Origin of the sequence: Streptomyces nidicola (assembly GCF_050106155.1) — a bacterium.
Lineage (GTDB): Bacteria > Actinomycetota > Actinomycetes > Streptomycetales > Streptomycetaceae > Streptomyces.
Genome location: NZ_JBNBPI010000001.1, coordinates 8,021,689 through 8,048,110, shown reverse-complemented (window position 1 = coordinate 8,048,110; position 26,422 = coordinate 8,021,689). Strand labels below are relative to the sequence as shown.

Here is a 26,422-nt window from a genome sequence, read left to right as displayed (position 1 = left end):
GGCCCCGCTCAGCACCGGCTCACCAGATCCGAACCCGATCCCCCGGCGCAACCCACAACCCGTCCCCCACAACCGTGGCGAACGCCTCATGGAACTCATCCAGGTTCCGCACGATGTTCGCCCGGAACTCCGGCGGCGAATGCGGGTCGATCGTCAGGTACTGCTGCTCCTGCTCCTTGCGCCGCTTCGTCCGCCAGCAGTACGCCCAGTTCATGAACAGCCGCTGCGTACCGGTGAGTTCACCGTCACTCGGCACCGGCTCGTCGCCCAGCGCGATCTTGTACGCGGTGTGCCCGATGGTGAGCCCGCCGAGGTCACCGATGTTCTCGCCCACGGTCAGCGACCCGTTGACGAACTCCCCCGGAAGGTTCCGCGGCGAGAACCCGTCGTACTGCTTGACGAGCGCCTTCGACTTGGCCTCGAAGGCCGCCTTGTCGTCGGCCGTCCACCAGTCGTTCAGGTTGCCCGCGCCGTCGTACTGCGCGCCCTGGTCGTCGAAACCGTGGCCGATCTCGTGGCCGATGACGGCACCGATACCGCCGTAGTTCTCGGCGGCGTCGGCGTCCGGCGAGAAGAACGGCTTCTGCAGGATGCCGGCCGGGAAGCAGATCTCGTTCGTGCCCGGGTTGTAGTACGCGTTCACGGTCTGCGGCAGCATGAACCACTCGTCGCGGTCGACCGGCGCACCGATCTTCGCCATCTGCCGGTCGTGCTCGAAGGCGTCGGCCGCGTACGCGTTGGCCAGCAGGTCATCGGGAACAACAGCAAGCCCCGAGTAGTCCCTGAAGGAATCCGGGTAGCCGATCTTCGGCCGGAACGTGGCGAGCTTCTCGTACGCCCGCTCCTTCGTCTCGTCCGTCATCCAGTCGAGGCGGGAGATGGACTGGCGGTAGGCCTCCAGGAGGTTGGCGACCAGCTCGTCCATGAGCGCCTTGGAGCGCGGCGGGAAGTGCCGGGCCACGTACTCCTTGCCGACGGACTCGCCGATGGCGCCCTCGACGAAGGCGACGCCGCGCTTCCATCGGGCGCGCAGCTCCGGGGTGCCGTTGAGCGTCTTGCCGTAGAACTCGAAGTTGACGCGGACGAACGGCGACGACAGGTACGGCGCCGCGGAGCGCAGCACGCGCGCGAGCAGCCAGTCGCGCCACTGCTCGATCGGCACCTCGGTGAGGACCGTGGACAGATGCGTCAGGTACGAGGGCTGGCGCACGCACGACTCGGCGAGCGTCTCGTCCTTGCCGCCGAGCCCGGTGACGTAGCCCTGCCAGTCGAACGCCGGGGCGAGCGCGGTGAGTTCGTCGAAGGTCGTGAGGTTGTACGTCTTCTGTACGTCGCGGGTCTCGGCGCGCTCCCAGTGGCCCTCGGCGAGGCGGGTCTCCAGGGCGAGGACGGTGCGCGCGGCGGAGGCCGGGTCCGCGTGCTCGCCGAGCGTGAACAGCTCGGTCAGGTACGCCTCGTACTTCTCGCGGATCTCGGCGAACTTCTCTTCGCGGTAGTACGACTCGTCGGGCAGGCCGATGCCGCCCTGGAGGATGTTGAAGAGGTAGCGGTCGGAGTTCCGGTCGTCGCTGTCGATGTAGGCGCCGAACAGACCGGAGCCGCCCTTGCGCTCGAAGCGCCCGAGGAACCCGGCGAGCTGCCGTACGTCGGTGAGCCCCGCCACCTCCTCGATCAGCGGGCGGACCGGGTCGAGGCCGCGGGCCTCGACGGCCTCCTCGTCCATGAACGACGCGTACAGGTCGGCGATCTTGCGCGCCTCGTCCGCGTCCAGGCTCGTGGGGCCGCCGGCCGCGATCTCCTGAATGATCTCCTTGACCCGCTGCTCGGCCACGTCCACGAGCTCCACGAAGGGGCCCCAGCTGGAGCGGTCGTCGGGGATCGGCTCGGTCGCCAGCCACTGGCCGTTGACATGCCCGAAGAGGTCGTCCTGCGGTCGGATCGCCGGGTCCATGCCCGGGCGTGCGTCATCCAGAGTGCTCATCGCTGCACCCTACCCAGGTCAGGGCGTAGGGAGAGCGTCAAATACGGGTGCTTCCGCGCAGCGTGAACAACACTGCCCCGGTCGGCACGGGGCCGACCGGGGCAGTGTTCGCGCAACGCGGATCAGACGCTGATCAGACGCGGCTCAGACGCGCATCAGGCGAGCGAGGCCAGCGCCTCGTTCAACGTCTGCGACGGGCGCATGACCTTGTCGGCCTTGGCCGCGTCGGGCTGGAAGTAGCCGCCGATGTCGGCCGGGGAGCCCTGCACGGCGATCAGCTCGTCGACGATCTTCTGCTCGTTCGCGGAGAGCTTCTCGGCGAGCGGGGCGAAGGCCTTGGCGAGCTCCGCGTCCTCGGTCTGCTTGGCCAGCTCCTGGGCCCAGTACAGGGCGACGTAGAAGTGGCTGCCGCGGTTGTCGATGCCGCCGAGGCGACGGGTCGGCGACTTGTCCTCGTTGAGGAAGGTGCCGGTGGCGCGGTCCAGGGTCTCGCCGAGGACCTTCGCGCGGGCGTTGTCCGTGGTGGTGGCGAGGTGCTCGAAGGAGACCGCCAGGGCGAGGAACTCACCGAGGGAGTCCCAGCGCAGGTAGTTCTCCTTGACGAGCTGCTGGACGTGCTTCGGGGCGGAGCCGCCGGCGCCCGTCTCGAAGAGGCCGCCGCCGTTCATCAGCGGGACGACCGACAGCATCTTGGCGCTGGTGCCCAGCTCCAGGATCGGGAAGAGGTCGGTCAGGTAGTCGCGCAGCACGTTGCCGGTGACCGAGATGGTGTTCAGGCCCTGGCGGATGCGCTCGACGGAGAGCTTGGTGGCGTCCTCCGGGTTGAGGATCCGGATGTCCAGGCCCTCGGGGGAGAACTCCGGCAGGTACGCCTCGACCTTCTTGATCAGCTGGGCGTCGTGGGCACGGCCCTCGTCCAGCCAGAACACGGCCGGGTCGCCGGTGGCGCGGGCGCGCGTGACGGCGAGCTTGACCCAGTCCTTGATCGGGGCGTCCTTGGTCTGGCAGGCGCGGAAGATGTCGCCCTCGGAGACCTGCTGCTCCAGGACGACGTCGCCGGCCTGGTTGACCAGGCGGACGGTGCCGGTGGCCTTGATCTCGAAGGTCTTGTCGTGGGAGCCGTACTCCTCGGCCTTCTGCGCCATGAGGCCGACGTTCGGGACGGTGCCCATGGTCGACGGGTCGAAGGCGCCGTTGGCGCGGCAGTCGTCGATGACGGCCTGGTAGACACCGGCGTACGAGGAGTCCGGGATCACCGCGAGGGTGTCCTGCTCCTGGTCGTCCTTGTTCCACATGTGGCCGGACGTGCGGATCATCGCCGGCATGGAGGCGTCGATGATGACGTCGGACGGCACGTGCAGGTTGGTGATGCCGCGGTGCGAGTCGACCATGGCCAGGTCGGGACCTGCGGCCAGCTCGGCGTCGAAGGACGCCTTGATCTCGGCGCCGTTCTCGAGGGTCTCGAGGCCCTTGTAGATGCCGCCGAGGCCGTCGTTCGGGGTCAGGCCCGCGGCGGCCAGGTCGGCGCCGAAGCGGGCGAAGGTCTCCGGGAAGAAGGCGCGCACGACGTGACCGAAGATGATCGGGTCGGAGACCTTCATCATGGTGGCCTTCAGGTGCGCGGAGAACAGCACACCCTCTTCCTTGGCGCGGGCGATCTGCGCGGTCAGGAACTCGCGCAGCGGCGCGACGTGCAGCACGGAGGCGTCGACGATCTCACCGGCGAGGACCGGTACGGACTCGCGCAGCACGGTGGTGGTGCCGTTGTCGGCGACGAGCTCGATCTTCAGCTTGTCGTCGGCCGGGATGACGGCGGACTTCTCGGTCGAGCGGAAGTCGTTCTCACCCATGGTCGCGACGTTCGTCTTGGACTCGGGGGTCCACTTGCCCATGCGGTGCGGGTGGGCCTTGGCGTAGTTCTTCACCGAGGCGGGGGCGCGGCGGTCGGAGTTGCCCTCGCGCAGCACCGGGTTGACGGCGGAGCCCTTGACCTTGTCGTAGCGGGCGCCGACCTCGCGCTCCTCGTCGGTCTTCGGCTCGTCCGGGTAGTCCGGCAGCGCGTAGCCGTGCTCGCGCAGCTCGGCGATCGCGGCCTTGAGCTGCGAGACCGAGGCCGAGATGTTCGGCAGCTTGATGATGTTGGCCTGCGGCGTCTTGGCCAGCTCGCCGAGCTCGGCGAGGGCGTCCGGGACGCGCTGCTCCTCGGTCAGGTACTCCGGGAACTGGGCGAGGATGCGCCCGGCCAGGGAGATGTCACGGGTCTCGACGCCGACACCGGCGGTGGACGCGTAGGCCTCGATGACCGGCAGGAAGGAATACGTCGCGAGGGCCGGGGCCTCGTCAGTGTGCGTGTAAATAATGGTCGAGTCAGTCACCGGGTGCTCCGCTTCCACGTCTTCCACGTCGTCTGCAGTCTTGGATCGGATTGCTCGACATCAAGATATCTCCTCCCCGGCCAGGATCCGAAAGGGGTCCGCCCGCCAAGATCTTCCCGGCCCCGCCCGGGCACATTTCAAGCCCCTGCGGCGTCTAGAGGCACCAAGGCGACCGGGCTCATTTCAAGCCCCTGCGGCGTCTAGAGGCACCAGGGCGACCGGGCACATTACAAGCCCCTGCGGCGATTGAGCAGCGGGGTCCGGGGCAGAGCCCCGATCTTTACGCCCGCGCGGCGCCACCGGCACCGGTCCAGGCGAGCAGCTCCCCGACCGGCCACGTGGTCACCACCCGCTCCGCCGGAACCCCGCACTCCTCGGCCCGCGCGCAGCCGAAGAGCTGCCAGTCGAGTTGGCCGGGCGCGTGGGCGTCCGTGTCGATGGCGAACAATGTGCCTGCCGCTACGGCCTTGCGCAGCAGGCGGCGGGGCGGATCGAGCCGCTCGGGGCGGCTGTTGATCTCCACCGCCGTCCCGGCAGCCGCACACGCCGCGAACACCTCGTCCGCGTCGAACCGGGACTCGGGCCGCCCCCTGCCGGTGACCAGCCGGCCGGTGCAGTGCCCGAGGATGTCGGCATGCGGATTGCCGACGGCGGCGACCAGGCGCCGCGTCATCGCCGCGGCGTCCATCCGCAGCTTGGAGTGGACCGAGACGACGACCACGTCCAGGCGCTCGAGCAGCTCCGGTTCCTGGTCGAGCGAACCGTCGTCGAGGATGTCGCACTCGATGCCGGTCAGCAGCCGGAACGGCGCCCAGCCCGCGTTGAGTTCGGCCACCACATCCAGTTGCTCGCGCAGCCGCTGCGGCGACAGGCCGCGGGCCACCGTGAGGCGCGGCGAGTGGTCCGTGAGCACCGCCCACTCGTGCCCGATGTCCCGGGCCGCGCGGCCCATCTCCTCGATCGGGCTGCCGCCGTCCGACCAGTCGGAGTGCAGATGACAGTCGCCGCGCAGCAGGGACCGCAGCGCGGTGCCCGCGTCGCCCTCCACCGGCACCGTGCGCGCGAGCTCGTCCTCCAGGTGCGTGAGGTAGTCCGGGACCTGCCCGGCGGCCGCCTCCCGGATCACCGCGGCGGTCTTGGGCCCGATGCCCTTGAGCGACTCCAGGGAGCCGGCCTCGACATGCCGCGCGACCTCGGCGTCGCCCAGGCCCGTGATCACACCTGCGGCGGTACGGAACGCGCGCACCCGGTAGGTGGGCGCGCCCTCCCGCTCCAGCAGGAACGCGATCCGTTCCAGCGCCCGCACGGGCTCCATCGCCACCTCCGGCCACCTACGCGTACGTCTCCAGCGTGCCGTACGACCTGGTGACCGGCATCCGTGAACGCCGGACCGGAGGCGGCGCGGGCCCTCAGCGGCACGGGCCCGGGGGCGCGAACCTCAGAGGTGCTTCTCGACGGCCTGCTGGGCCTGCGCCGGCAGCGCACGCACGTGGTCGGCGGCGCCGCGCACGGTGCCGCTCGCGTCCCGCAGCGTGTGGGTCGCGTCGCGCCGCGCCCGGCGTGCCGACCTGCGTCCGGACGCGGCGGCGCCGCGGGCCCGATAGGCGGCCGACGGCTTGCCGTGCGTGTCGGCCGCCGTGATGAGCAGGCCGCCCATCAGGGACAGGTTCTTCAGGAACTGCGTGCGCTGTTGGGCGCGTTGTTCGGGATCCTCCTCCTTCCACCACGCGTGGCCGGCCAGCGTCGTCGGCACCAGCGTCCCGGCGAGGGCCAGCGCGGCGAGCCGCGGGGCGACCCCGGCGGCGAGCAGCAGCCCGGCCCCGATGTGCACCGCGCCGTTGATCCGGACCAGTTGCTCGGGGTCCTCCGGCAGCCGGGGCACGCGGGAGGCCACGGGAACCGCCACCGGTTCCGCGGCGGGCGCCACCCGCTCAGGGGCGCGGACGGTGGACAGCCCGCCGGCCACGAACGCGGAGGCGAGCATCGGACGTGCGCATTTCCTCAGTACAGCCATGCCTCACCGCGTTCCCCGACTCGGCCCTCTCACTCCGGGACCACGCCCTACGGACGCCGGCCCGCGCGCCGCCCGGCCGCGTACGACGCGGCGCCGACGGCTGTGACCCCCGCCCCGACGCCCATCGCCAGCGCCTTCCGGTGGGCAACGGCGGTCCACGCCGTCCGAGCCGCGGTCGTGACCTGCCCGGTCGCCGCCACGGCCGCCTGCCGACCGGCCTCGACGCCCCGCGCCGCGCTGCCCACGGCATCGGCCGCGCCCTCGGTGACCTTCTCGGCCCCGTGCTGCGCGGCCACGGCCGCGTCGACGGCCTTGGCCTCGGTCTTCTCGGCGGCCTCACTCACCGGTGCCGTCGCCTTGTCGGCGCCGGCACGCGCCTGGGAAGCGGTCTTCCGCTTCGTCGCCTCGTTCTGCTGATCCGTTCCCTTGTTCGGCTCATTCATGGAGTCCGGTTAGCCCTTGTCTGTCGTCACAAACCCATACCGCTCCCCCAACTCGTAGCCGTCGGACCGGAATCGGACGGGAATCGAACCGGAATCGGGTCGGACTTCCGTGTCCGGCGGCCACAGTCCGGCCCGAAAGTATGGTGTCCCACCACATGTGCCGCTGACCTGCGTGTTCCTACCTTGTGCCAGCAGATACACGTCCCCACCAACGCCTGGAAGTGGTGCACATGGCCTCCGCAGCAACCGCTCCACCAACGCCCGGAAACCTCAAGCGCATTGTCGCGGCGAGTCTCATAGGCACCACCATCGAGTGGTACGACTTCTTCCTCTACGGCAGCGCCGCGGCGCTGGTGTTCAACAAGCTCTTCTTCCCCGACTCCGATCCCCTGGTCGGCACCCTCCTCTCCTTCCTGACGTACGCCGTCGGCTTCGCCGCCCGCCCGCTGGGCGCGCTCGTCTTCGGGCACTACGGCGACCGGCTCGGCCGCAAGAAGCTCCTCGTGGTGAGCCTGCTGATGATGGGCGGCGCCACCTTCGCCATCGGTCTGCTCCCGACCCACGCGACCGTCGGCACGGCCGCGCCCGTACTGCTCACCGTGCTCCGCCTCGTCCAGGGCTTCGCCCTCGGCGGCGAGTGGGGCGGCGCGGTGCTCCTCGTGTCCGAGCACGGAGACGCCCGGCGCCGCGGCTTCTGGGCCTCCTGGCCGCAGACGGGCGCGCCCGCGGGACAGCTCCTCGCGACCGGTGTGCTCTCGGCCCTGACCGCCCTGATCTCGGATGCCGCGTTCACCTCCTGGGGCTGGCGGATCCCCTTCCTCCTCTCCGGTGTGCTCGTCCTCGTGGGTCTGTGGATACGTCTCTCCGTCGATGAATCCCCCGTCTTCAAGGAGGCGTTGGCCCGGGCCGAGGCCCGCAAGTCGGTCTCCGACACCGTGGAGAAGCTGCCGCTGGTGGCCGTCCTGCGGCACCACTGGCGCGATGTCCTGGTCGCCATCGGCGCCCGCATGGCCGAGAACATCAGCTACTACGTCATCACCGCCTTCATCCTCGTGTACGCCACCACGTCGGCCGGCGTCTCGAAGCAGACCGCGCTGAACGCCGTACTCATCGCGTCCGCCGTGCACTTCGCCGTGATCCCGGCCTGGGGCGCCCTCTCCGACCGGGTCGGCCGCAGGCCCGTGTATCTGCTCGGTGCGGCGGGCGTCGGCCTGTGGATGTTCCCGTTCTTCTCCCTCATCGACTCGTCGAACTTCGGTGGGCTGCTCCTCGCCGTGACCGTCGGCCTGGTGCTGCACGGCGCCATGTACGCCCCGCAGGCCGCGTTCTTCTCCGAGATGTTCGCGACGCGGATGCGCTACTCCGGGGCGTCGATCGGGGCGCAGTTCGCCTCGGTGGCGGCGGGCGCGCCCGCACCGCTCATCGCGACGGCTCTGCTGTCCGCGTACGGCTCCTCGACGCCGATCTCCCTATATGTCATCGCGGCCGCGCTCCTGACGCTGATCGCCGTGGGCCTGGCGAAGGAGACCCGGCACCGCGACCTGTCCGACCTCGACGCCGCGGGCTCGGACGACGTAGCGCGCAGCGACCGCCCGGTGAAGCTCCACGACGCCTGACGCGTGCGGCTCCTCACCCCCGCCGGCCCCGTGGTTGCGGACTCGGGGCTCGGGCGGGGTCAGGCTATGTCCGGGGCCGCCAACCGGTGCAGCCGCAGGGCCAGTTGGATCTCCAGCGCACGCTCCGGCGTCTGCCAGTCCTCGCCGAGGAGCCGGCCCACCCGCTCCAGACGCTGCGCGACCGTGTTCACGTGCACGTGCAGCGCGTCCTTCGTGCGGGCCGGGCTCATGCCGGACGCGAAGTAGGCGTCGAGGGTGCGCAGCAGGTCGGTGCCTCTGCGCTCGTCGTAGGTGATGACCTCGCCGACCGTGCGGGCGACGAATCCCCCGACGTCCCGGCTGTCGGCGAGCAGCAGCCCGAGGAACCCGAAGTCCTCGGCCGCCGCGCCCTGCCCCGACCTGCCGAGCAGCCGCAGCGCGTCGAGGCAGCGCTGCGCCTCCACATACGCGGCGGCCGCTCTCTCGGTCCACCCTGCCAGACCCGCGACGGGGGCCGAGGCGCCCACCGTGACGCTCTCGTGGATCGCCTCGGAGAGCCGGCCCGCGACGTGGGACGCCAGCTCCGACGCGGCGGTGGTGTGCAGCTCCGACGCGGCGGTGGTGTGCGCCGGAAGCAGCAGGACGGTGCCGCCGTCCCGCGCGGCGGCCAGGCCGTGCCGGGTTGCCGCGAGGTGGTTGGCCGCGGACCACAGGCGGCGACGCGCGGCCGCTTCCTGCTCGGCGTCTCCGGTGCTCTCCAGGCGGGCGGCGAGCACCACGTGGGTGGCGTCGAGGTCGGCGTGCAGCCGCTCGGCTCTCTCGCGCAGCAGCCGCGGGTCCCGATCGCGCCCGTCGAGCAGGTCGTCCAACAGCTCGCCCCTCACCCGCTGTTCGGCCTCGGCCGCGGAGCGCCGGGCGAGCAGCAACAGCGAGGTGACCATGGCGGCGCGCTCCAGGGTGCGCTGGTCGACCGGGTCGAGGCCGGGGTGGCCGCGCAGCACGAGGGCGCCGAGCAGCTCGCCGCCTGCGGCGACGGCCGCGACCCAGTCGTCGCGGTGTCGCACCGCGTGCCCGTCGGCGCGGGACGCTTCGAGGGCGTGGCCGGGCGCCTCTTCCGGTTCGGTGAACTCCACGGTGCTGTCGAGGACTTGGGAGACTGCCGCGGCCACGTCGTGCACTCCGCCGCCGCGCAGCACCAGCTCGGCGAGCCGGTCGTGCACGTCGGACGCGCGCTCGATGACGCCGCTGCGGTCACGGATGATCTCGTTGGCGCGCTCCAGCTCGTTCAGCGCCTGCCGGGTCTCGGTGAGCAGGTTCGCGGTGTCGATGGCCGCGGCGGCGAGCGCCGCGAAGGAGCCGAGGAGCGCGATCTCCTCGCGCTCGAAGACCCGCGCGCGCCGGTCGGAGGCGAACAGCACCCCGATCACCTGCGCGCCCAGCATGAGCGGTACGCCGAGGATGGCGACGAGCCCCTCGTCCCCCACTCCCGCGTCGATGCTGCGGGTGTGCTGGAAGCGCACGTCGTGCCCGTAGTCGTCGGTGACGTACGGCCGCGCGGTCTGCGCGACGAGGCCGCCGAGGCCCTCGCCCATGCCGAGGCGGAGCTGCTGGAAGCGGGCCGCGACCGAGCCCTCGGTGACCCGCATGTAGGTGTCGCCCCTGACCGGGTCGTTCAGCGTCAGGTAGGCGACGTCGGTGCCGAGCAGCGAGCGGGCCCGCTGGACGATGGCCTGCAGCACCGCGTCCAGGTCGCGCAGGCCCGCCAGGTCGTGCGCGGTCTCGAACAGGGCGGACAGCTCCGCCTCGCGGCGCCGCCTGCCCTCCATCTCGGCGCGTACGCGCAGCGCGAGCGTCTTGGCCGCCTCGAGTGCCGCTATCCGCTCGGGGTTCGCGCCTTCGGCCCGGGCGAGCAGCACGGGCTGTTCGTAGGCATCGGCGGAGGCGCCCCTGGCGAGCAGTTCCAGGAACGGGGCCTGCGGATCCTCGGTGGTCACCGGGCCGGAGGCGGCGGCTGAGTGCGGTTGGTGGCGCGACATGCGGACAAGGATTACCCGTCGAGCGGTCGGGCCTGCTAGCCCTGTGGACAACTCGGGTCGTCACGAAATCGCGGCCACCCGGTCGAGTGATCGCATCTCCCGCGAAACCACCCAAACTCCTGCAAAATCCAGGTTGTTCAGTGGGCGGACCAGCCGCCGTCGAGAACGAGGGACGTGCCGGTCATGAACGAGGCCTGCGGCGTGCACAGATACGCGACGGCCTCGGCGACCTCGGAAGGATCGATGAGCCGCTTGATCGCGCTGTCCTGCAGCATCACCTCGCCGAGCACCCGCTCCTCGGGAATGCCGTGCGCGGCGGCCTGATCGGCGACCTGCTGCTCGACGAGCGGCGTGCGCACATAGCCGGGGTTCACGCAGTTCGAGGTGACGCCGTGCGCCGCCCCTTCCAGCGCGGCCGTCTTCGACAGTCCTTCGAGCCCATGCTTCGCGGCCACGTACGCGGACTTGTACGCGGAGGCCCGCAGCCCGTGCACCGACGACACGTTCACGACGCGGCCCCAGCCCTGCCCGTACATGTGCGGCAGCGCCCCGCGCAGCAGCCGGAACGGGGCCTCCAGCATCACCGTCAGCACGGTGTGGAAGACCTCGGGCGGGAACTCCTCGATGGGCCGGACCAGTTGGATCCCGGCATTGTTCACGAGGACGTCGGCGCCGGCCGCCGCCTCCTCCGCCGCGTCGAGGTCGGTCAGGTCCAGGACGTACGGCTCGATGCCGTCGGCCTCCCCGGCCAGCGCCTCCAGCCCCACCGCGTCCCGGTCCACCGCTCTCACCTTGGCGCCCGCCGCGGCGAGGCGCAGGGCGCAGGCCCGGCCGATGCCACTGGCGGCGCCGGTGACGAGTGCGGTGCGTCCGCCGAGATCCAGCTCGGGGGCGGTGGGTGCGGTCAGCGGGGTGTGCGGCGTCATGACTCGCACCCTAGGCAGCTGATCAGCACCGCCCGATGTGGGCAGCACCCATACTTCAGCGCTCGGTCATGGTCTCGAACCATGTGGGTCCCTCCGCCTGGGCCTGCTTGATCCGGAACAGCGAGAACTCCTCGAGCGGCGGCAGCGCGTCCAGGGCGAACCAGGCGACGTCCAGCGACTCGTCGTCGTTGACGCGTGCCTCGCCGCCGGTGGCCCGGCAGCGGAAGGACGTGTCCATGAACTGGCACTGGTCGCCGTTGGGGTACGTGATCGGCTGCAGGGCCTGCACCAGCACCACCCGCTCGACGACGCATTCGATGCCGGTCTCCTCGAACACCTCGCGCGCGGCGACATCCGCGGGCTGCTCCCCCGGCTCGGGAATCCCACCGATGATCGACCACTTGCCGGTGTCGGCGCGCCGCCCGAGCAGCACCCGCCCCTCGTCGTCGAAGACGACGGCACTGACCCCCGGCAGAAGCAGCAGCTGGTGGCCCGCGGTGGCCCGGATCGTACGGATGAATTCAGGAGTCGCCATGCCGACGAGCGTACCTGTATGCCCCAACGAACCGGCAGGCCACAGGCCCGTCAGGCGTCCGAGCGGCGCCCCGCGCGCGCCCGCACGACGGCCCAGCCGAGGCCCCCGACACCGATCGCGACGAGCAGCGCCTCGGGCCATGCGCCCACGCGCGTGGCGAGCGTCTGCGAGGTCCGCTTCGGGACATCGGCGAGCAGAGTGGCCGGCTCGAACATGCCGGTCTGCTGCTCGATCGAACCATCGGCCCGGATCACGGCGCTGACACCGCTGGTGACCGGGACCATCACGGCCCGACCGTGCTCGACGGCCCGCACCCGGTCCATGGCGAGCTGCTGGTACGTCATCTGGCTGCGCTCGAACGTCGCGTTGTTGCTCGGCACGGAGAGGATCTGCGCACCTTCTCGGACCTGGTCGCGCACCGTGTCGTCGAACGCGGCCTCGTAGCAGGTGACGTTGCCGACCTTGGTGCCCGCCATGTCGAAGACGACAGGCTTCTTGCCGGGTACGAACTCGCCCGCCCGGTCGACGTCCTTGCTGAAGATCCGGAAGAAGCTGCGGTACGGCATGTACTCGCCGAACGGCTGCAAGTGCCGCTTGTCGTAGACCGCGCCGGGGCCGGTCTTGGGGTCCCACTGGATGAGCCGGTTGCGGGGCGTGCCGTCCTCCGCGGTCACCACGGCCCCCACCGAGATGGGCACTCCGACGGCCTGCGCGGCCTTGGTGATCTCGTCGTAGGCGTCCTGGTTGACGTACGGGTCGATGTCCGAGGAGTTCTCCGGCCACAGCACCAGGTCGGGGCGCTTCACCTGCCCCGCCTTGATCTTCGCGGCGAGCTTCATGGTCTCGCGCACGTGATAGTCGAGCACGGCGCGACGCTGGGCGTTGAAGTCGAGGCCCATGCGCGGCACGTTGCCCTGGATGAGCGCCACGCGCGCGGTGCCCGCCTCGGCGCCGGTCGCCACGAAGGGCATCGCGACCGCTCCGGCGACGACCGGGGCCACGGTGAACGCGGCCGCGGCGGCAATGCCCTTGTCCTTCACGAACGACAAGCCCTTGAGGGGCGATGCGTCCTCGGACGGCGTCCGGCGCACCTTCCTGACGCGCAGGGCGAGGGCCCCGAGCCCGAAGCCGCACAGGACCACACCGAAGCCGAGCAGTGGGGTGCCGCCCAGCGAGGCGAGCGGCAGGAACACCCCACTGGGCTGCCCGAACGCGACCTTCCCCCAAGGGAATCCACCGAACGGGGCACGCGCGCGTAGTGCCTCGGACGCGATCCAGACCCCGCCGGCCCACAGCGGCCACAGCGGCAGCCGCGACACATAGGCGATGCCCATGCCCGCGAGCGAGACCAGCAGCGCCTCCGCGGCGGCGAGCGCCAGCCACGGCAGCGGACCGACGTCGACGCCGGTCCAGGAGAGCAGCGGCACCAAGTAGGCGAGCCCGAAGGCCAGGCCGAGTCCGAAGCCCGCCCGCAGCCGCCGCCCGTACACGGCCACGCCGAACAGCGCGAAGGAGATCGGCGCGAGCCACGGCAGCTCGCGCGGCGGAAAGCTCACGTACAGGAGCAGCCCGGCGATCACCGCGAACGCGAGGGGCGCGAATCGCCGCAGGTGGGAGCGGACCTTCGCAAGCACGGACTGCTCTGCGGGCTCGTCCGACGGGGCTACGGGAGGTGCGGTGGCGGTCACCCGGGGAGTGTACGGCGCGTCGCTGTCACGCCGACATGCCGGTCGGCGGGCGCCCCGCGACGACCGCGCAGGCGGATCGTTCCTGTGCAACACCGGTCCGCCGTGGCCCACCAGCCGTTACGGTGTGCCCCAGTCCCCGATGTCGCGGCCGCTTCCGGCCACGCATCCGGGGCCCGTCTACGTCGGGGGGCGGCGGGTGGGTGCGACGGGGTGGTCAGCGGGTGCGGAGACGGATGCCGCGCTGGAACGGCGTGGTGGGGCGTCCGACGCCATCGGGGTCGCGGTGCTCGGGTGTTGCGCGGCATGGTCCCTGATCAGCGCGACGGCACGCGCGGGCAGACCGGAAGGCGTGCTCCTGGCCGTGCTCGCCGTGATCGCGGGGTTCGCGTGCGGACGCATCGGCGGGGCGCTCGTCCCGGTCGCCTCGTCCTGCGCGGTAGGACTCGGCGGCCTGTGCCTGGCGCTCACCGCTCCGTACGCGGTCCCCACACCGGATGTCGTGACGCCGATGGGCCGGGTCGGCGCGACCGCGGCGCTGCTCGCCCTGTCCACGGGGGCGCTGTGCTGCGCGGCCTGGTCGGCGCGGCGGCGGGCCGCACGGATCGCGCTGCACCTTGTGGCGGCGGGCAGCGTGGTGGTTGCCGCCGTCGTCGACTCACCGAGCGGGATCACGGCGTGCGCGGGCGTCGTCCTGTGCTCGCTCGCGGCGGCCCGCCTGCGACGCCGGGCGATCGGCCTGATCGGCCTGGGCCTCTCCACGGCCGTCATGGCCGGTATCGGTGTGGCGCTCGCCAAGAACGTCCTGCCGTCCGGCCCGACGGCCTCCCTGGAGGCGTGGCTCTCGCCGCGCCGGATCCTGCTGTGGCGCGACGCCCTGCACCTCGCCGGGAACGATCCCGCCCTGGGCACGGGTCCCGGACGCTTCGAGGACCTCAGTCCGACGCTCGCGCAGTCACCGCTCTCCGACGGCAAGCCGCACTCCGCCGTCCTCCAGGTCGCTGCCGAGCAGGGCCTCGTCGGCGTCCTGCTGCTCGCGACGGCCTACTGCTGGCTGCTGTACGTCCTGTGGCGCTCGGCGCGGTCGACCCAGGTGGTGCTGGCGGCGGGCGCGGCGCTGGCCGCGGTGGCCGCGATGGCGACGGTCGGCAACGCGCTCAGCTTCACGACCGTGACGGTGGGCGTGGGCCTGCTCGCCGGGATCGCCACGGCCGAACCGTTCACGGACGGGCCGCCGGACGACGACGTGGCCGCCCCGGAATTCCTCCGGAGCGGCCACGACTGAGTTCACCCGCCGGGTCCTGCGGTCAGACGACCGGGCCCGCGTGAGGTCGCTTCAGGCGGTCGCGGATGTGCCGCACCGCGCTCTCCGCGTCGTCCACGGTCACCGTGAACCTGCGGCCGTCACCGAGGACGAGCACCACGCCCTCGCCGCGCCGCACCACGACGGCCGTGCCGATCTCCGGGCGCCAGCGGTAGCCCCAGCCGCCCCACTGCCGGGGCGTGACACGGGGCGCGAAGTCCGCCTCGACCACATGGGCGAGCGGGATGCGGCGGCGCGGCAGCCCCACATGGCCGCAGCGCACTTCGAGGTGCTCCTTGTCGACCTTCACCGCTACGTGGAGGAAGGCGAGGGTGCCGAACAGGATGAGCAGGCCCACGGCGATCAGGCCGACCACGGACATGGCCAGGGCGAGTATGCCGGTGGCCCAGGAGTTGTCCACGGCCAGCTCGATGCCCAGAGCCAGGCAGGCGAGCCCGCCACAGGCCAGGATCCACTGCACACGGTTGTGTGCGCGGCCGGTCCAGATGTCGGTCGCGGGGGCGGAAGAGCGTCGCCCTGAGTGCTCGTCGGGGGCGTGTTCCCTCATGGAATCGAGCCTACTCATGTTCCGCGGGTCCGGCACCGGCTTGCGCAGCCCCGTGGCCCGGGCCGGTGCGGTCCGCTCAGCCCGCGTGGCTCAGCGCCTGGAGGTCACGGCCTTCCGCGTAGGCGAGCGCCTCCTTGGGCAGCGTGTCCTCCCGGCCGCCCAGCAGCACCGTGAGCCGGCCGCGCGCATCGGTCCCGCCCCGCGGGCCCTCGCCGATGCGGCGCAGCGCCTGCGCGGCGACGGCGCCCGCGCTGCTGTGCAGGACGAGCGGGGTCGCGTCGGGCTGCTGCACCGCGGCGCGGATACGCTCCGCGACCAGCTCGTAATGGGTGCATCCCAGGACGACGGCCCTTACATCACGGGGGGTGAGGGCGGCCGCGGCCTCGATGGCCCGGTCGATGCCCTCCTCGTCGGCCCACTGCACCGCGTCGGCGAGGCCGGGGCAGGGCACCTCGGTGACGCGGGCGCCGCCTCCGAAGTCCCGGATCAGCGTCTGCTGGTAGGGGCTTCCGGTGGTCGCGGGCGTGGCCCAGATGGCGACCTGGCCGCCGCCCGCCGCGGCGGGCTTGATCGCGGGGACGGTCCCGATGACGGGGATCCGCGGCTCGAGCCGGGCGCGCACCGCGGGCAGCGCGTGCACGGAGGCCGTGTTGCAGGCGATGATCAGCGCGTCCGGACCGTGCTCGGCGGCGGCCTCGGCGACGGCGAGCGCCCGCTCGGTCACGTCCTCTGGCGTGCGCGGCCCCCACGGCATGGTCTCCGGGGCGGAGGAGAGCACGAGGTCGGCGTCCGGGCGCAGGCGCCGTACCGCGGCAGCGGCCGCGAGCAGTCCGATTCCCGAGTCCATCAGCGCGATCTTCACCCGGAAACCATAGACGATCGGTCCGACAATGCCCCTGCCGGTGGGGCAGACTGCGGCGGATGGACGTCGTTGTGTGGATCACCGCGGCCTCGCTCGCCGCATGGCTGTGGCTGCTGCTGTGCCAGGGCTTCTTCTGGCGCACGGACCTGCGCCTGCCGCCGCGCACCGAGCCCGGAAGCTGGCCGGATGTGTGCGTCGTGGTGCCGGCCCGTGACGAGGCGGAGGTGCTGCCGGACAGCCTGCCGTCCCTGCTCGCCCAGGACTATCCGGGGCGGGCGGAGATCTTCCTGGTGGACGACGGCAGCTCGGACGGCACGGGCGAGGTGGCACGCACCCTCTCGGAGCGGTTCGGCGGGCTTCCCCTCACGGTCGACTCACCCGGCGAGCCGCCCGCGGGCTGGACCGGAAAGCTGTGGGCGGTGCGGCACGGCATCGGCCTGGCACGCGCGCGTAAGCCCGAGTTCCTGCTGCTGACCGACGCCGACATCGCGCACGAGCCGGACAGCCTGCGGGAGTTGGTGGCCGCGGCGCGCACGGGCGGCTTCGACCTGGTGTCGCAGATGGCGCGGCTGCGGGTGGAGAGCGCCTGGGAGCGGCTGGTCGTGCCCGCGTTCGTGTACTTCTTCGCGCAGCTGTACCCGTTCCGTCGGATCGCGCGGCAGGGCGCGCGCACGGCCGCGGCGGCGGGCGGCTGCGTCCTGCTGCGCACCGAGGCGGCCGAGCGGGCGCGGATCCCGGACGCGATCCGGCAGGCGGTCATCGACGACGTGTCGCTCGCGCGGGCCGTGAAGCGGTCGGGCGGGCGCATCTGGCTGGGCCTTGCCGAACGCGTCGACAGCGTGCGGCCGTATCCGCGCCTCGCGGACCTGTGGCGCATGGTGTCCCGCAGCGCGTACGCACAGCTGCGGCACAACCCACTGGTGCTGCTCGCCACCGTGCTGGGGCTCGCCCTGGTCTACCTGGTGCCGCCCGCGGCGCTGCTCGTCGGCCTGTTCGGGGGCAACGCGCCGACCGCGTTGCTCGGCGCACTCGCCTGGGCGGTGATGGCGGGAACGTACCTCCCCATGCTGCGCTACTACCGGCAGACGCTGTGGCTGGCGCCGCTACTGCCGTTCACCGCGCTGCTGTACCTCCTGATGACGGTGGATTCCGCTGTGCAGCACTACAGGGGGCGGGGCGCGGCCTGGAAGGGGCGTACGTACGCCGCGCCCGATCGGGGGTGAACGGCTCGCCGCGGAACGCTACTTGCGGCCCCGCGTCCAGTTCATGTTCCACCCGTAGGCGCGGTCCACGGTGCGCTGCGGGCTGACGCCCCGGTCAGGGACGAGATAGCGGGCCTCACGCTGCACGGTCAGATCGCCGCCGTCGTTCGTGAGCAGGGCCAGCGCGCACACCGTGGAAGGCACCGTGCACTCGTCCAGGGAGAAGTCGATCGGCGCACCGTGCGCCGGCTGCAGTGTGACCGTCGCATGGAGGCCGGCGAAACTGCGCGCGCCTTCGTAGATGGTCACGAAGACGAGGATGCGGCGGATCGCGTCCGTGTGGTCGAGGTTGATGGTGAGGTTCTCGCCGGCGCCGCGGCCTCCGCTGCGGTCGTCGCCGTCGAGGTGGATGTACGGCGCCTCGCCCAGCGCCCCGAAGGCGTGGCCGAGCGCCTGCACCACTCCCTTGCGCCCGTCGGCCAGTTCGTACAGGGCGCACAGGTCGAGGTCGAGGCTCCGGGCGCGCCTGCTCCCCCGGCCGCCGAACTGCTTGAGCACCTCCCAGTTGAGGTTCACGCGCAGGGCGCCGGACGTGCCGCCCTGCTTCGCCAGGGAGACGGTGGGAGCGGCCTTCGTCAGCGTCACCCTGGCCGGTCGCTCGGGCGTCGCGCGCGTGGGCGTCGCCGAAGGCGCGGCGACGGGTGGTGCCGCCTGCCGCGGTTCGTCCACCGTGATGCCGTAGTCCCTCGCGAGGCCCGCCAGGCCGCTGTCGTAGCCCTGGCCCACGGCCCGGAACTTCCAGGCTCCCTGACGGCGGTACAGTTCACCGAGCACAAAAGCTGTCTCCACCGTCGCGTCCGCGCTTTCGTAGCGGGCGAGTTCGGCCCCGTCCGCCGCGTCGACGACGCGGACGTACAGGCCCGGTACCTGTCCGAACGCCCCGCCGTCCGCGGACGCCGCGAGGACCACTCGCTCGATGGCGGGCTCCACGCGCGCGAGGTCGACGAAGAGGGTGTCCGTGACAGTGCCCCCGCTGGTGGACCTGCCCTCGTGCCGCACGGCCCCGGAGGCGTGCGACGGCTGGTTGTAGAACACGAAGTCCGCGTCCGAGCGGACCTTTCCGGAAGCGAGCAGGAGCGCCGAGGCGTCGACGTCGGGTACGCCGGGGCCTGAACGTCGGCCCAATTCGACGCGTACGGCAGTGGCCCGCACGCCGACATTCGAGCCTTTAGCCATTGTCATGTCCGCCCCAAACGCCCGCCCTCGGCTTACCGACCAACCTATTCCCTGGAGCCTTCCGGCTCCCAGAGGCCGGTTCGAAGATCACTGGCCAACCGCCGGTAACCCCCTGAAATCTTGGGCCCTACAGGAAATCTGCCCCGGGCGACGACCGTTTTCCCCAAGTTCGCTCGCATTGAGGACGCGCGGTCACACACGACACGCAAAAGAACCCTCTTATCGGTCTACCCCAACGACCACATCGTGGGCTTAACTTATGTGTCATGACCTCCCCCCGCTCCACATATGGCGGCGGTTACTACTCCGCGCCGTCCTTCCCGGACACTCCGATCTACGACTCACTCGTCGCGGAACGGGGTACGCCGCAGATCGCCCCGATCCGGGTTCCCTCCGCGTACGAAAGCAACAGCCACCTGCCGGCGCTCCCCGCCGCGCTGCCCGCCCTGCCGTCGGCGCCCTCCGCGCCCTCGCCGCAGTACGGCTATCCGCACCCGCAGACCGCCCCGATGCAGGCGGCTCCGACCGCGTACATCCCGCAGCAGGCGAGCGCGCAGCGCGGCTATCCGGGCCAGCAGGCCCAGCAGCCGCAGCGTCCCGCGCCCGGCCAGGCGACCGGTTACGAGGCGATGCGTCCGGCCACGCCGCGGCCCGCCCCCGCGCCGTACGAGGATCCGTACAACCGCCAGCAGTACCGCGGTTACTGACCCGACACGGCCGGAACGCTCCGGCCCACCACAGCAGCCACGGGCGATGTCCGTGGCTGCTGGCAGAATGACCGGCATGTCGCAGCCAGCACTCAGTTCGATCCATGTCCACCCGCTCAAGGCGGTCCGGGGGCACGCTCCGCGCGAGGCCGTTGTGGAGCCGTGGGGCCTGGCCGGGGACCGGCGCTGGGTGCTGGTGGGCGCGGACGACAAGATCGTCACCCAACGGCCGCATCCGCGCCTGGCATTGGCCGCCGCCGAGCAGCTGCCCGGCGGCGGCGTTCGCGTCTCCGCCCCGGAGATGGACCCGCTGACCGTCGAGATACCCGGTCCGCGGGAGACGACCACGATCGAGGTCTGGTCGGACAAGGTCGAGGCGATCCCCGCCGACCGTGCGGCCCACGCGTGGTGGAGTGCGTACCTGGGCACCGAGATACGCCTGATGCATCTGGACGACCCGGCGACCAGACGCCCCATCGACCCGGAGTACGCGCGTCCCGGCGAGACCGTGAGTTTCGCCGACGGCTACCCGCTGCTCCTGACGACGCTCTCCTCGCTCGACGCGCTCAACTCCTTGATCGCTCAAGGTGACCACGCCGACGAGGGCCCGCTGCCCATGAACCGGTTCCGGCCGAATGTCGTCGTCTCCGGCTCGCCTCCGTGGGCGGAGGACGACTGGTCGCGCATCGCGATCGGGGACGTCACGTTCCGTATCGCCAAGAAGAGCGGCCGCTGCGTGGTCACGACGACGAACCAGCAGACCGCGGAGCGTGGCAAGGAACCCCTGCGCACGCTGGCGCGACACCGCCGCTTCGGCGACCAACTGTGCTTCGGCACGAACCTGGTGCCCGAGTCGACGGGCACCGTGCGTATCGGAGATCCCTTGAGGATCCTCGAATAACCGTCATCCGGCCGGGGAACCCGGCGCCGCGGCATGCTCGTTGAGAGACAATGGCAGTGTCGGAAGCGCCGGTGGGCAGGGGCGAGCCAGATCCTGTCCGGCGTACCCCGTTGTGCCGGGCGTCGGGGCGCAAACGGGGTACGCCGGACAGGATCTGGGCCAGGTGACGTCGCTCTCTCTTCTCTCCTCCGGCATGCGGGCGCTGCCGTTCGGGGTTAAGACAGACCCGGAAGGGGGTGCAGACCGTGCGAGCGTTGATCGGGCTATGGCGCTGGCGTCACAATCCGGTGTGCCGCGGGACCGACCTGGCAGAGGCCTGGGTCGCCCTGGTCGCACTGTTCCTCATCGTCGTCGCCGCGCCGCTGGCCGGCGTTGTCGCGGGGTCCATGGCGCGTGACGCTCTGTATCGCTCCGTGGAGGAGCAGCGCAGCATGCGCCACGAGGTGACGGCGACCGTGGTGCACAAAGTGGCGCAGCCGCCGCTCGATCCCGACCCGGAGACCTCCACGGCGCGTGACGCGCACACACGCGTGGTGGCGACCTGGAAGGCGCCGGACGGTTCGATCCGGCAGGACCGCGTCGTCGCCGCTCTCACCACGCCGCACCGCGGCGACAAGTTCACCGTGTGGACCGACGACCAGGGCCGCGCCGTCGGCCGGCCCCTCGACCGGCCCACCGCCGCCACGCACGCGGCGCTCGCCGGATTCGGTGCGGCCTTCGCCGTCACCGGCCTGGTGGAAGGCACCCGGCGGCTGGTCCTGTGGCGCATGATGCGCCGCCGGTACGCGCGTTGGGACAGCGCCTGGGACATCGCCGGACCCGACTGGGGCAGGACCGGCACGGGCAGCTGACCGCCGCCCACAGGCTCGTCGCTCTGGTCAACTGCCGTGCTCCGCGCACGCTACGGTGGAGCCACCTTTTGGCAGGCAGAGCGCAGGAAACAGCCAGGGAAAGCGCCCCGCGAGGCGCGCACACTTCCTGCGTACGACGAGGTGGGGGCAGATCAGCGCCATGGCACAGGGCTCGGTCCAGGTGACGCACGCCGGTACTTCGCGGTGGCGGCGCCGCACGGGTGAATACGCGTCGCTGGCAGCCGCCCTGGAGGCGGCGACCGACGGTGACGTACTGACCGTGGCCCCCGGTACGTACCGGGAGAACCTGGTGTTGCGGCGGGCCATCACGCTGCGTGGCCCCGAGGGCTCCCCCGGCTCCGTGCGGATCGCGCCGTCGGACGGTGTCCCCTTGACCGTCCGGGCCTCCGCGACCGTGCGTGACCTGCACGTCGAGGGGCAGGACGCGGCGGCGCCCGCGCTGCTCGTCGAGGAGGGCGCCCCAGAGATCGTCGGCGTCCGCGTGGTGACCCGGTCCGCGACCGGCGTCGAGGTGCGCGGCGGCGCCCGGCCCACGGTGCGGCAGTGCACCGTCGACAACCCCGGCGGCATCGGCATCGCCGTGCTCGACGGCGGGGGCGGCGTATTCGAGGAGTGCGAGGTCGTCGCCGCCGGGCAGGCGGGCGTGGCGGTGCGCGGCGGCGCGCATCCGCGGCTCGAGCGCTGCCGGGTGCACCACACGTCGGGTGCGGGCCTGTCCGCGACCGGTGAGCACTCCGGTCTGGAGGCCGTGGGCTGCGAGGTGTACGAGGTCAAGGGTTCCGGTGTGCAGATCACCGGGCGGGCGGCCGCGCACCTGACCGACTGCGATGTGCACCGCACGACGGGCGACGGCGTCACGCTCGACACGGACGCGGTCCTCACCCTCGCCGACTGCCGCGTCCACGACGTTCCGGAGAACGCGATCGATCTGCGCTCCCGGTCCGTGCTCACGCTGACCCGTTCCACCGTGCGCCAGTTCGGGCGCAACGGTCTTTCGGTGTGGGACCCCGGCACGCGCGTGGACGCCAACCAGACGGAGATCCACGACAGTACGGGCGACTACCCGGCCGTCTGGGTCAGCGACGGAGCGACCGCCGTGCTCGACTCCTGCCGGGTGCACGACGTGCCGGACGCGCTGTTCGTGCTCGACCGCGGCTCGCGCGTGGACGTCGTCGACAGCGACCTCTCCCAGGTGCGCAACACGGCCGTGTCGGTGAGCGACGGGGCGACCGCGCAGCTCGACGACTGCCGCATCCGCGAGGCCGCGACGGGCGCCTGGTTCCGCGACCACGGCAGCGGCGGCACGCTCGCCAACTGCACGGTGGACGCCACGCAGACCGGCGTGATCGTCACGAAGGGCGCGGACCCCACCATCGAGCGCTGCACGGTCACCTCGCCCGCCGAGGCCGGTTTCTACGTGTCCGCGGGCGGCCGGGGCAGCTTCCACGGCTGCCGGGTCTCGGACAGCGGCGGCTTCGGCTTCCACGTCATCGACGGCTGCCGTACGAGCCTCAAGAAGTGCCGTACGGAGCGGTGTTCGCGCGGCGGCTACGAGTTCGCCGAGGACGGCCCGCTGATCGAGGACTGCACGAGCGACGAGAGCGGCGGCGTGCGCCCCGGCGCGACGGCGGCCCCGCAGCCGGCCGTGCAGACCGCGACGCAGACCGTCGGCCTGCTCAGCGCGGTGCCCGATCAGCGGCCCGTGGCGGCCCCTCAGGAGCCCGAGAAGGAGACCCGCACGTCCAAGTTCGTGCTCGGTGAACTCGACGCTCTGGTGGGCCTGGAGAGCGTCAAGCGCGAGGTGCGCGCCCTCACCGACATGATCGAGGTGGGCCGCAGGCGCCAGGAGGCGGGACTCAAGGCGGCCTCCGTGCGACGGCACCTGGTGTTCACGGGCTCCCCCGGCACCGGCAAGACGACGGTGGCGCGCCTGTACGGCGAGATCCTGGCGTCGCTCGGAGTCCTCGGCCAGGGACACCTCGTGGAGGTGTCCCGTGTGGATCTGGTCGGCGAGCACATCGGCTCCACCGCGATCCGCACCCAGGAGGCCTTCCAACGGGCCCACGGCGGCGTCCTGTTCATCGACGAGGCGTACGCCCTGTCCCCCGAGGACTCCGGGCGCGACTTCGGCCGCGAGGCGATCGACACGCTCGTGAAGCTGATGGAGGACCACCGTGACGAGGTCGTCGTGATCGTCGCCGGCTACACGGCGGAGATGGAGCGCTTCCTGTCCACCAACCCCGGTGTGGCATCCCGCTTCTCACGGACCATCACGTTCTCCGACTACGTGCCCGAGGAACTGCTGCGGATCGTGGAGCAGCAGTCCGACGAGCACGAGTACCGGCTCGCCGACGGGACGCCGGAAGCACTGCTCAAGTACTTCACGGCGCTCCCGAAGGGGCCCGCGTTCGGCAACGGCCGCACCGCGCGGCAGACGTTCGAGTCGATGGTGGAGCGGCACGCGGGCCGGGTCGCCCAGCTCGACGCCCTGGACACCGACGCGCTCACGCTGCTCTACCCGGAGGACCTGCCCGAACTGCCTTGAGACTGCTCGGCGTCGGGCCGCTGTTGCGGGACACCCGGCTTGAGGCGGGCCAGGAGGTGGGCGCGTTCCTCGGCGAAGACGGGGTCGGCCTGGTAGTCGCCGTGGCCCAGGATCGGTGCGGGGAGCGGGTGTTCGGCGGTCCGTCCGTAGGCGAGCGGGTCGAGGAGGGCGGGGTGGTCGACCTGTGGGCCGCACTCGCCCGGCAGGTTGATCGGCCCGCCGATGGGGTCGGTCCTGCGGTGCAGATTGCGCCAGCAGTCGACCTGGCGGTGCAGCGAGGCCAGCGCCTCGGGTCCGAACTGGGCCGGGAACCAGCGCCCGTACAGCCGCTCCAGGGGCGAGCCGTAGGTGAGCAGTCCGACGCGCTTCCTTACGGAGGGGTGCAGCTGCCAGGCGGCGGCCGCCGCGAGGACGCTGCCCTGTGAGTGTCCGGACAGGATCAGCCGGCCCCCGGTGGCCTGCGTCCAGGTGGCCATCCGCCAGGTGAGGTCGGGGACGGCGCGCTCGGCGTAGCAGGGGGGCGCGAAGGGGTGCGCGGCACGCGGCCAGAAGGTGCCCACGTCCCACAGGATGCCGATGGTGCGGCGTGCGGACGCGTCCTTGTAGGCGCGGCGTCCCCAGGTGACGAACAGTATGAAGCCCAGGCCGATGAGCCAGGAGCCGAGCGCCTGCGCCGAGTCGGCCGCCCCGGCCACGATCGCGTACGAGCCCTGGGCCGCGCTGCCCGGCACCTTCCCTGTGGTCCAGGCGCCGACCACGGCGAGCGCGCCGAGCAGCAGCGTCGCCGAGGAGACGACGCCGATCATCACCGGCGCCTTGTCGGTGAGGGCGGCACGCGCGCGGGTGCCCGCGATGCGTGACGTACGGGCCACGTCCGGGGGTTCGCTGGTGCTGCCGGGTTTCTCGTCGAGGTGGTAGTCGGCCGCCACTTGGGCCGTCTCGCGCTTCTTGATGCGGGCCGTGCGCAGGGCGAGTGCGCCGCACAGGACGGCGACCACGATCAACAGCGGCGGGATCGCCGAGGCCTGCCAGGTGAGCAGCACGGGCGGGCCCTTGATGAGGCCGCTGGTGCCGTCCAGCCAGTCGGCGACGCGCTGCGCCACACCACCGGTCATGACGCCGCCCAGCGCGCACGCGAGCATCGCGGTGGCGGGACCGCCGAGGCCGCGCAGGGCGGTGCGCGGGTCGCGGGCCGTGCGGTAGATGGCGTGCGCGACGAAGGCCAGCGCGATCACGAGCGCGCCCTGGACGAGGGTGATGCCGCCGAAGCTCAGGTCACCGGGCAGCCGTCCGGACGACTGCCATCCGGGGCGCGACCAGGCCGCGTACACCATGGTCACGACGAGCAGGACGAGCGCGGCGTAGGGCAGCACGCGCACCACCGTGCGGTCCAGGGTGTCGTCGACCCGGCTCTCGCTGCGGCCGCGGTGCACGATGACGCCGATGACGGCGAGGGTCCCGAGGATCAGCGCGGCCACGATCAGCCAGCCCAGCACGTCGAGCAGAGCAGGCCCGCCGGACGCCCGGTCGAACCGGGCCGCGGAGGTGCCGACAGCCGCGGCCACCGTGAGCAGCGCGGCCGCGGTGTGCGCCGAGCGCAGGCGGGCGACGAGGCGGCGGCCGTACCAGAAGCCGGGCCTGCCGAGCGCGTTGTCGATCTCGCCGTCGGTGGGCTCGGGCATGTGCGGCAGCGGGCGCTGCGCCTCGTACGCGCTCCAGGTGCGGTGCGAGAGGTACCAGAGCAGGCCCGCAAGAGCCGTCGGGACGAGCGAGGCGAGCGCGAGGCGGCGGCCGGGCTGGCTCCACCAGCCGCCGCCACCATGCGCGTCCACGGACAGGAATCCCAGCCAGGCCCGCTGCTCGGCGCAGGCCGGTGTGCCCGCGCACTGCCAGGCCGTCAGGTCGAGGGCGACCTCGCACGCGGCGCCCACCAGCAGCACCGTGAGGGTGAGCGACAAGAGGCGGACGACCAGGCCGTAGAGGCGTACGGTGCGGGACCTGCGGCGGGCGTTGGGGCGCATCCAGTGGGACAGGTTCACCACCATGAAGGGGAGCAGCAGCAGCCACAGCGCCCGTGATCCGTTGCCCGAGGTGAGGTTGCACCAGACGTACGCCTCGGGGACGGGCTTGCCCCGGTAGTCGTCGGGGCGCGCCTCCGCGTCGGCGTCCTCGCCGCGCCGGAAGACGGCCGCCGTCTCGTCCCCGGACACCCGCACCGGCTGCGGGTCGTCGAGCATCTCTTGAGGAGTGGTGCCGCCGACTCCGTGGACGAGAAGTTCCAGAGCGGTCTCGTCCGTGGCCGTGGGCGGTGTCGCGGATGGCGTGGTGGACGGCTGCGCGGAGGGCGTCGTCGCCGGGTCCGCCGCGGTGCCGTCCTGTTGTTCGTGCTCGTGCGTCGTGCTCATGTGTCCCCCGTTCCTGAACCCGACCAGGATCTCGGCCCGGCGCCCCCGCGGGCACCCCTCGTCACGGAATCTCCCCGAGGCGCCCCGCGCCATTCACCCCTTGGCGCCCCGTCGATGGGCAGGTCGGCAGCGCAGGCGGTGGTCCCGGTGTCGGTGGCGCGTGCGAGGATGACGAGAAAGCGCTGGCCGGTACGGCGGTGGTGGCAGGCGGGACGAGCCGAAGGGATCCGA

20 protein-coding genes are annotated in these 26,422 nt (G+C 71.9%); 7 read left to right on the top strand and 13 right to left on the bottom strand.

The annotated features are described in order from the left end of the window. Positions 1-19 precede the first annotated feature (19 nt). The 5 genes from ACOKM3_RS36325 to ACOKM3_RS36305 all read right to left on the bottom strand — a co-directional run bounded on the left by ACOKM3_RS36325 (position 20) and on the right by ACOKM3_RS36305 (position 6,813). Positions 20-1,981, bottom strand: a complete 1,962-nt coding sequence (locus tag ACOKM3_RS36325; protein WP_426905501.1) for a M13 family metallopeptidase — start codon at positions 1,979-1,981, stop codon at positions 20-22. Positions 1,982-2,136: 155 nt separating this feature from the next. After that, a complete protein-coding gene (locus ACOKM3_RS36320) occupies positions 2,137-4,356 on the bottom strand; it encodes an NADP-dependent isocitrate dehydrogenase (RefSeq protein ID WP_426905499.1) in 2,220 nt (739 codons plus the stop codon). 280 nt (positions 4,357-4,636) lie between these two features. Beyond that, a complete protein-coding gene (locus tag ACOKM3_RS36315) occupies positions 4,637-5,671 on the bottom strand; it encodes a PHP domain-containing protein (protein ID WP_426906984.1) in 1,035 nt (344 codons plus the stop codon). Positions 5,672-5,794: 123 nt separating this feature from the next. After that, positions 5,795-6,370 carry a DoxX family protein gene (locus ACOKM3_RS36310; protein ID WP_426905498.1) on the bottom strand — a complete coding sequence of 192 codons (576 nt, stop codon included), beginning with the start codon at positions 6,368-6,370 and terminating at the stop codon, positions 5,795-5,797. A gap of 47 nt (positions 6,371-6,417) precedes the next feature. After that, the gene (locus tag ACOKM3_RS36305) at positions 6,418-6,813 is read right to left on the bottom strand and encodes a hypothetical protein (protein ID WP_426905497.1); all 396 of its coding nucleotides are present in this window, start codon (positions 6,811-6,813) and stop codon (positions 6,418-6,420) included. Between the two features lie 230 nt (positions 6,814-7,043). Between ACOKM3_RS36305 and ACOKM3_RS36300 the strand changes: the two genes are divergently transcribed. Beyond that, positions 7,044-8,429 (top strand): MFS transporter, encoded by a 1,386-nt coding sequence (locus ACOKM3_RS36300; protein ID WP_426905496.1) that lies wholly within the window; start codon positions 7,044-7,046, stop codon positions 8,427-8,429. A gap of 59 nt (positions 8,430-8,488) precedes the next feature. Here the strand turns inward: ACOKM3_RS36300 and ACOKM3_RS36295 are convergent, their stop codons facing one another. The 4 genes from ACOKM3_RS36295 to lnt all read right to left on the bottom strand — a co-directional run bounded on the left by ACOKM3_RS36295 (position 8,489) and on the right by lnt (position 13,593). Then, positions 8,489-10,444 carry a helix-turn-helix domain-containing protein gene (locus ACOKM3_RS36295; protein ID WP_426905495.1) on the bottom strand — a complete coding sequence of 652 codons (1,956 nt, stop codon included), beginning with the start codon at positions 10,442-10,444 and terminating at the stop codon, positions 8,489-8,491. 137 nt (positions 10,445-10,581) lie between these two features. Continuing rightward, positions 10,582-11,370, bottom strand: a complete 789-nt coding sequence (locus tag ACOKM3_RS36290; RefSeq protein WP_426905494.1) for a 3-hydroxybutyrate dehydrogenase — start codon at positions 11,368-11,370, stop codon at positions 10,582-10,584. Between the two features lie 55 nt (positions 11,371-11,425). Next, on the bottom strand, positions 11,426-11,905 hold the full coding sequence (locus ACOKM3_RS36285) for an NUDIX hydrolase (RefSeq protein ID WP_426905493.1): 480 nt from the start codon (positions 11,903-11,905) through the stop codon (positions 11,426-11,428). Between the two features lie 50 nt (positions 11,906-11,955). Continuing rightward, on the bottom strand, positions 11,956-13,593 hold the full coding sequence (lnt, locus tag ACOKM3_RS36280; protein ID WP_426905492.1) for an apolipoprotein N-acyltransferase: 1,638 nt from the start codon (positions 13,591-13,593) through the stop codon (positions 11,956-11,958). Between the two features lie 349 nt (positions 13,594-13,942). Between lnt and ACOKM3_RS36275 the strand changes: the two genes are divergently transcribed. Further along, positions 13,943-14,875: an O-antigen ligase family protein gene (locus ACOKM3_RS36275; RefSeq protein ID WP_426905491.1), complete on the top strand. Its 933-nt coding sequence runs from the start codon at positions 13,943-13,945 to the stop codon at positions 14,873-14,875. A gap of 22 nt (positions 14,876-14,897) precedes the next feature. Here ACOKM3_RS36275 and ACOKM3_RS36270 read toward each other — a convergent pair whose 3' ends face one another. Next, positions 14,898-15,461 carry a hypothetical protein gene (locus ACOKM3_RS36270; RefSeq protein WP_426905490.1) on the bottom strand — a complete coding sequence of 188 codons (564 nt, stop codon included), beginning with the start codon at positions 15,459-15,461 and terminating at the stop codon, positions 14,898-14,900. Positions 15,462-15,537: 76 nt separating this feature from the next. After that, positions 15,538-16,323: a glutamate racemase gene (locus tag ACOKM3_RS36265; RefSeq protein WP_426905489.1), complete on the bottom strand. Its 786-nt coding sequence runs from the start codon at positions 16,321-16,323 to the stop codon at positions 15,538-15,540. Positions 16,324-16,382: 59 nt separating this feature from the next. Between ACOKM3_RS36265 and ACOKM3_RS36260 the strand changes: the two genes are divergently transcribed. Continuing rightward, positions 16,383-17,546, top strand: coding sequence for a glycosyltransferase (locus ACOKM3_RS36260; RefSeq protein WP_426905488.1), 1,164 nt, complete (start codon positions 16,383-16,385; stop codon positions 17,544-17,546). An 18-nt stretch (positions 17,547-17,564) separates the two neighbouring features. Here ACOKM3_RS36260 and ACOKM3_RS36255 read toward each other — a convergent pair whose 3' ends face one another. After that, positions 17,565-18,761, bottom strand: coding sequence for a TerD family protein (locus ACOKM3_RS36255; RefSeq protein ID WP_426905487.1), 1,197 nt, complete (start codon positions 18,759-18,761; stop codon positions 17,565-17,567). A 266-nt stretch (positions 18,762-19,027) separates the two neighbouring features. Between ACOKM3_RS36255 and ACOKM3_RS36250 the strand changes: the two genes are divergently transcribed. From ACOKM3_RS36250 to ACOKM3_RS36235, 4 genes are all read left to right on the top strand, one after another. Beyond that, complete coding sequence (locus ACOKM3_RS36250; protein ID WP_426905486.1) at positions 19,028-19,468, top strand: DUF6643 family protein; 441 nt, start codon at positions 19,028-19,030, stop codon at positions 19,466-19,468. A gap of 76 nt (positions 19,469-19,544) precedes the next feature. Next, complete coding sequence (locus ACOKM3_RS36245; protein WP_426905485.1) at positions 19,545-20,369, top strand: MOSC domain-containing protein; 825 nt, start codon at positions 19,545-19,547, stop codon at positions 20,367-20,369. A 245-nt stretch (positions 20,370-20,614) separates the two neighbouring features. Further along, positions 20,615-21,220, top strand: coding sequence for an Rv1733c family protein (locus ACOKM3_RS36240; protein ID WP_426905484.1), 606 nt, complete (start codon positions 20,615-20,617; stop codon positions 21,218-21,220). A 160-nt stretch (positions 21,221-21,380) separates the two neighbouring features. Continuing rightward, entirely contained in the window at positions 21,381-23,786 is a 2,406-nt protein-coding gene (locus tag ACOKM3_RS36235) for a right-handed parallel beta-helix repeat-containing protein (protein WP_426905483.1), read from the top strand. Here the strand turns inward: ACOKM3_RS36235 and ACOKM3_RS36230 are convergent. Beyond that, positions 23,756-26,191 carry a hypothetical protein gene (locus ACOKM3_RS36230; protein ID WP_426905482.1) on the bottom strand — a complete coding sequence of 812 codons (2,436 nt, stop codon included), beginning with the start codon at positions 26,189-26,191 and terminating at the stop codon, positions 23,756-23,758. The genes ACOKM3_RS36235 and ACOKM3_RS36230 overlap by 31 nt on opposite strands. Positions 26,192-26,422 lie beyond the last annotated feature (231 nt).

Bases quoted from the DNA above. Each gene is read 5' to 3' on its own strand.
- ACOKM3_RS36300 (WP_426905496.1), top strand. From the start codon at position 7,044: ATGGCCTCCGCAGCAACCGCTCCACCAACGCCCGGAAACCTCAAGCGC.
- ACOKM3_RS36260 (WP_426905488.1), top strand. From the start codon at position 16,383: ATGGACGTCGTTGTGTGGATCACCGCGGCCTCGCTCGCCGCATGGCTG.
- ACOKM3_RS36315 (WP_426906984.1), bottom strand. From the start codon at position 5,671: ATGGAGCCCGTGCGGGCGCTGGAACGGATCGCGTTCCTGCTGGAGCGG.
- ACOKM3_RS36250 (WP_426905486.1), top strand. From the start codon at position 19,028: ATGACCTCCCCCCGCTCCACATATGGCGGCGGTTACTACTCCGCGCCG.
- ACOKM3_RS36235 (WP_426905483.1), top strand. From the start codon at position 21,381: ATGGCACAGGGCTCGGTCCAGGTGACGCACGCCGGTACTTCGCGGTGG.
- ACOKM3_RS36245 (WP_426905485.1), top strand. From the start codon at position 19,545: ATGTCGCAGCCAGCACTCAGTTCGATCCATGTCCACCCGCTCAAGGCG.
- ACOKM3_RS36255 (WP_426905487.1), bottom strand. From the start codon at position 18,761: ATGGCTAAAGGCTCGAATGTCGGCGTGCGGGCCACTGCCGTACGCGTC.
- ACOKM3_RS36230 (WP_426905482.1), bottom strand. From the start codon at position 26,191: ATGAGCACGACGCACGAGCACGAACAACAGGACGGCACCGCGGCGGAC.
- ACOKM3_RS36270 (WP_426905490.1), bottom strand. From the start codon at position 15,461: ATGAGGGAACACGCCCCCGACGAGCACTCAGGGCGACGCTCTTCCGCC.
- ACOKM3_RS36290 (WP_426905494.1), bottom strand. From the start codon at position 11,370: ATGACGCCGCACACCCCGCTGACCGCACCCACCGCCCCCGAGCTGGAT.
- ACOKM3_RS36310 (WP_426905498.1), bottom strand. From the start codon at position 6,370: ATGGCTGTACTGAGGAAATGCGCACGTCCGATGCTCGCCTCCGCGTTC.
- ACOKM3_RS36325 (WP_426905501.1), bottom strand. From the start codon at position 1,981: ATGAGCACTCTGGATGACGCACGCCCGGGCATGGACCCGGCGATCCGA.
- ACOKM3_RS36285 (WP_426905493.1), bottom strand. From the start codon at position 11,905: ATGGCGACTCCTGAATTCATCCGTACGATCCGGGCCACCGCGGGCCAC.
- ACOKM3_RS36305 (WP_426905497.1), bottom strand. From the start codon at position 6,813: ATGAATGAGCCGAACAAGGGAACGGATCAGCAGAACGAGGCGACGAAG.
- ACOKM3_RS36295 (WP_426905495.1), bottom strand. From the start codon at position 10,444: ATGTCGCGCCACCAACCGCACTCAGCCGCCGCCTCCGGCCCGGTGACC.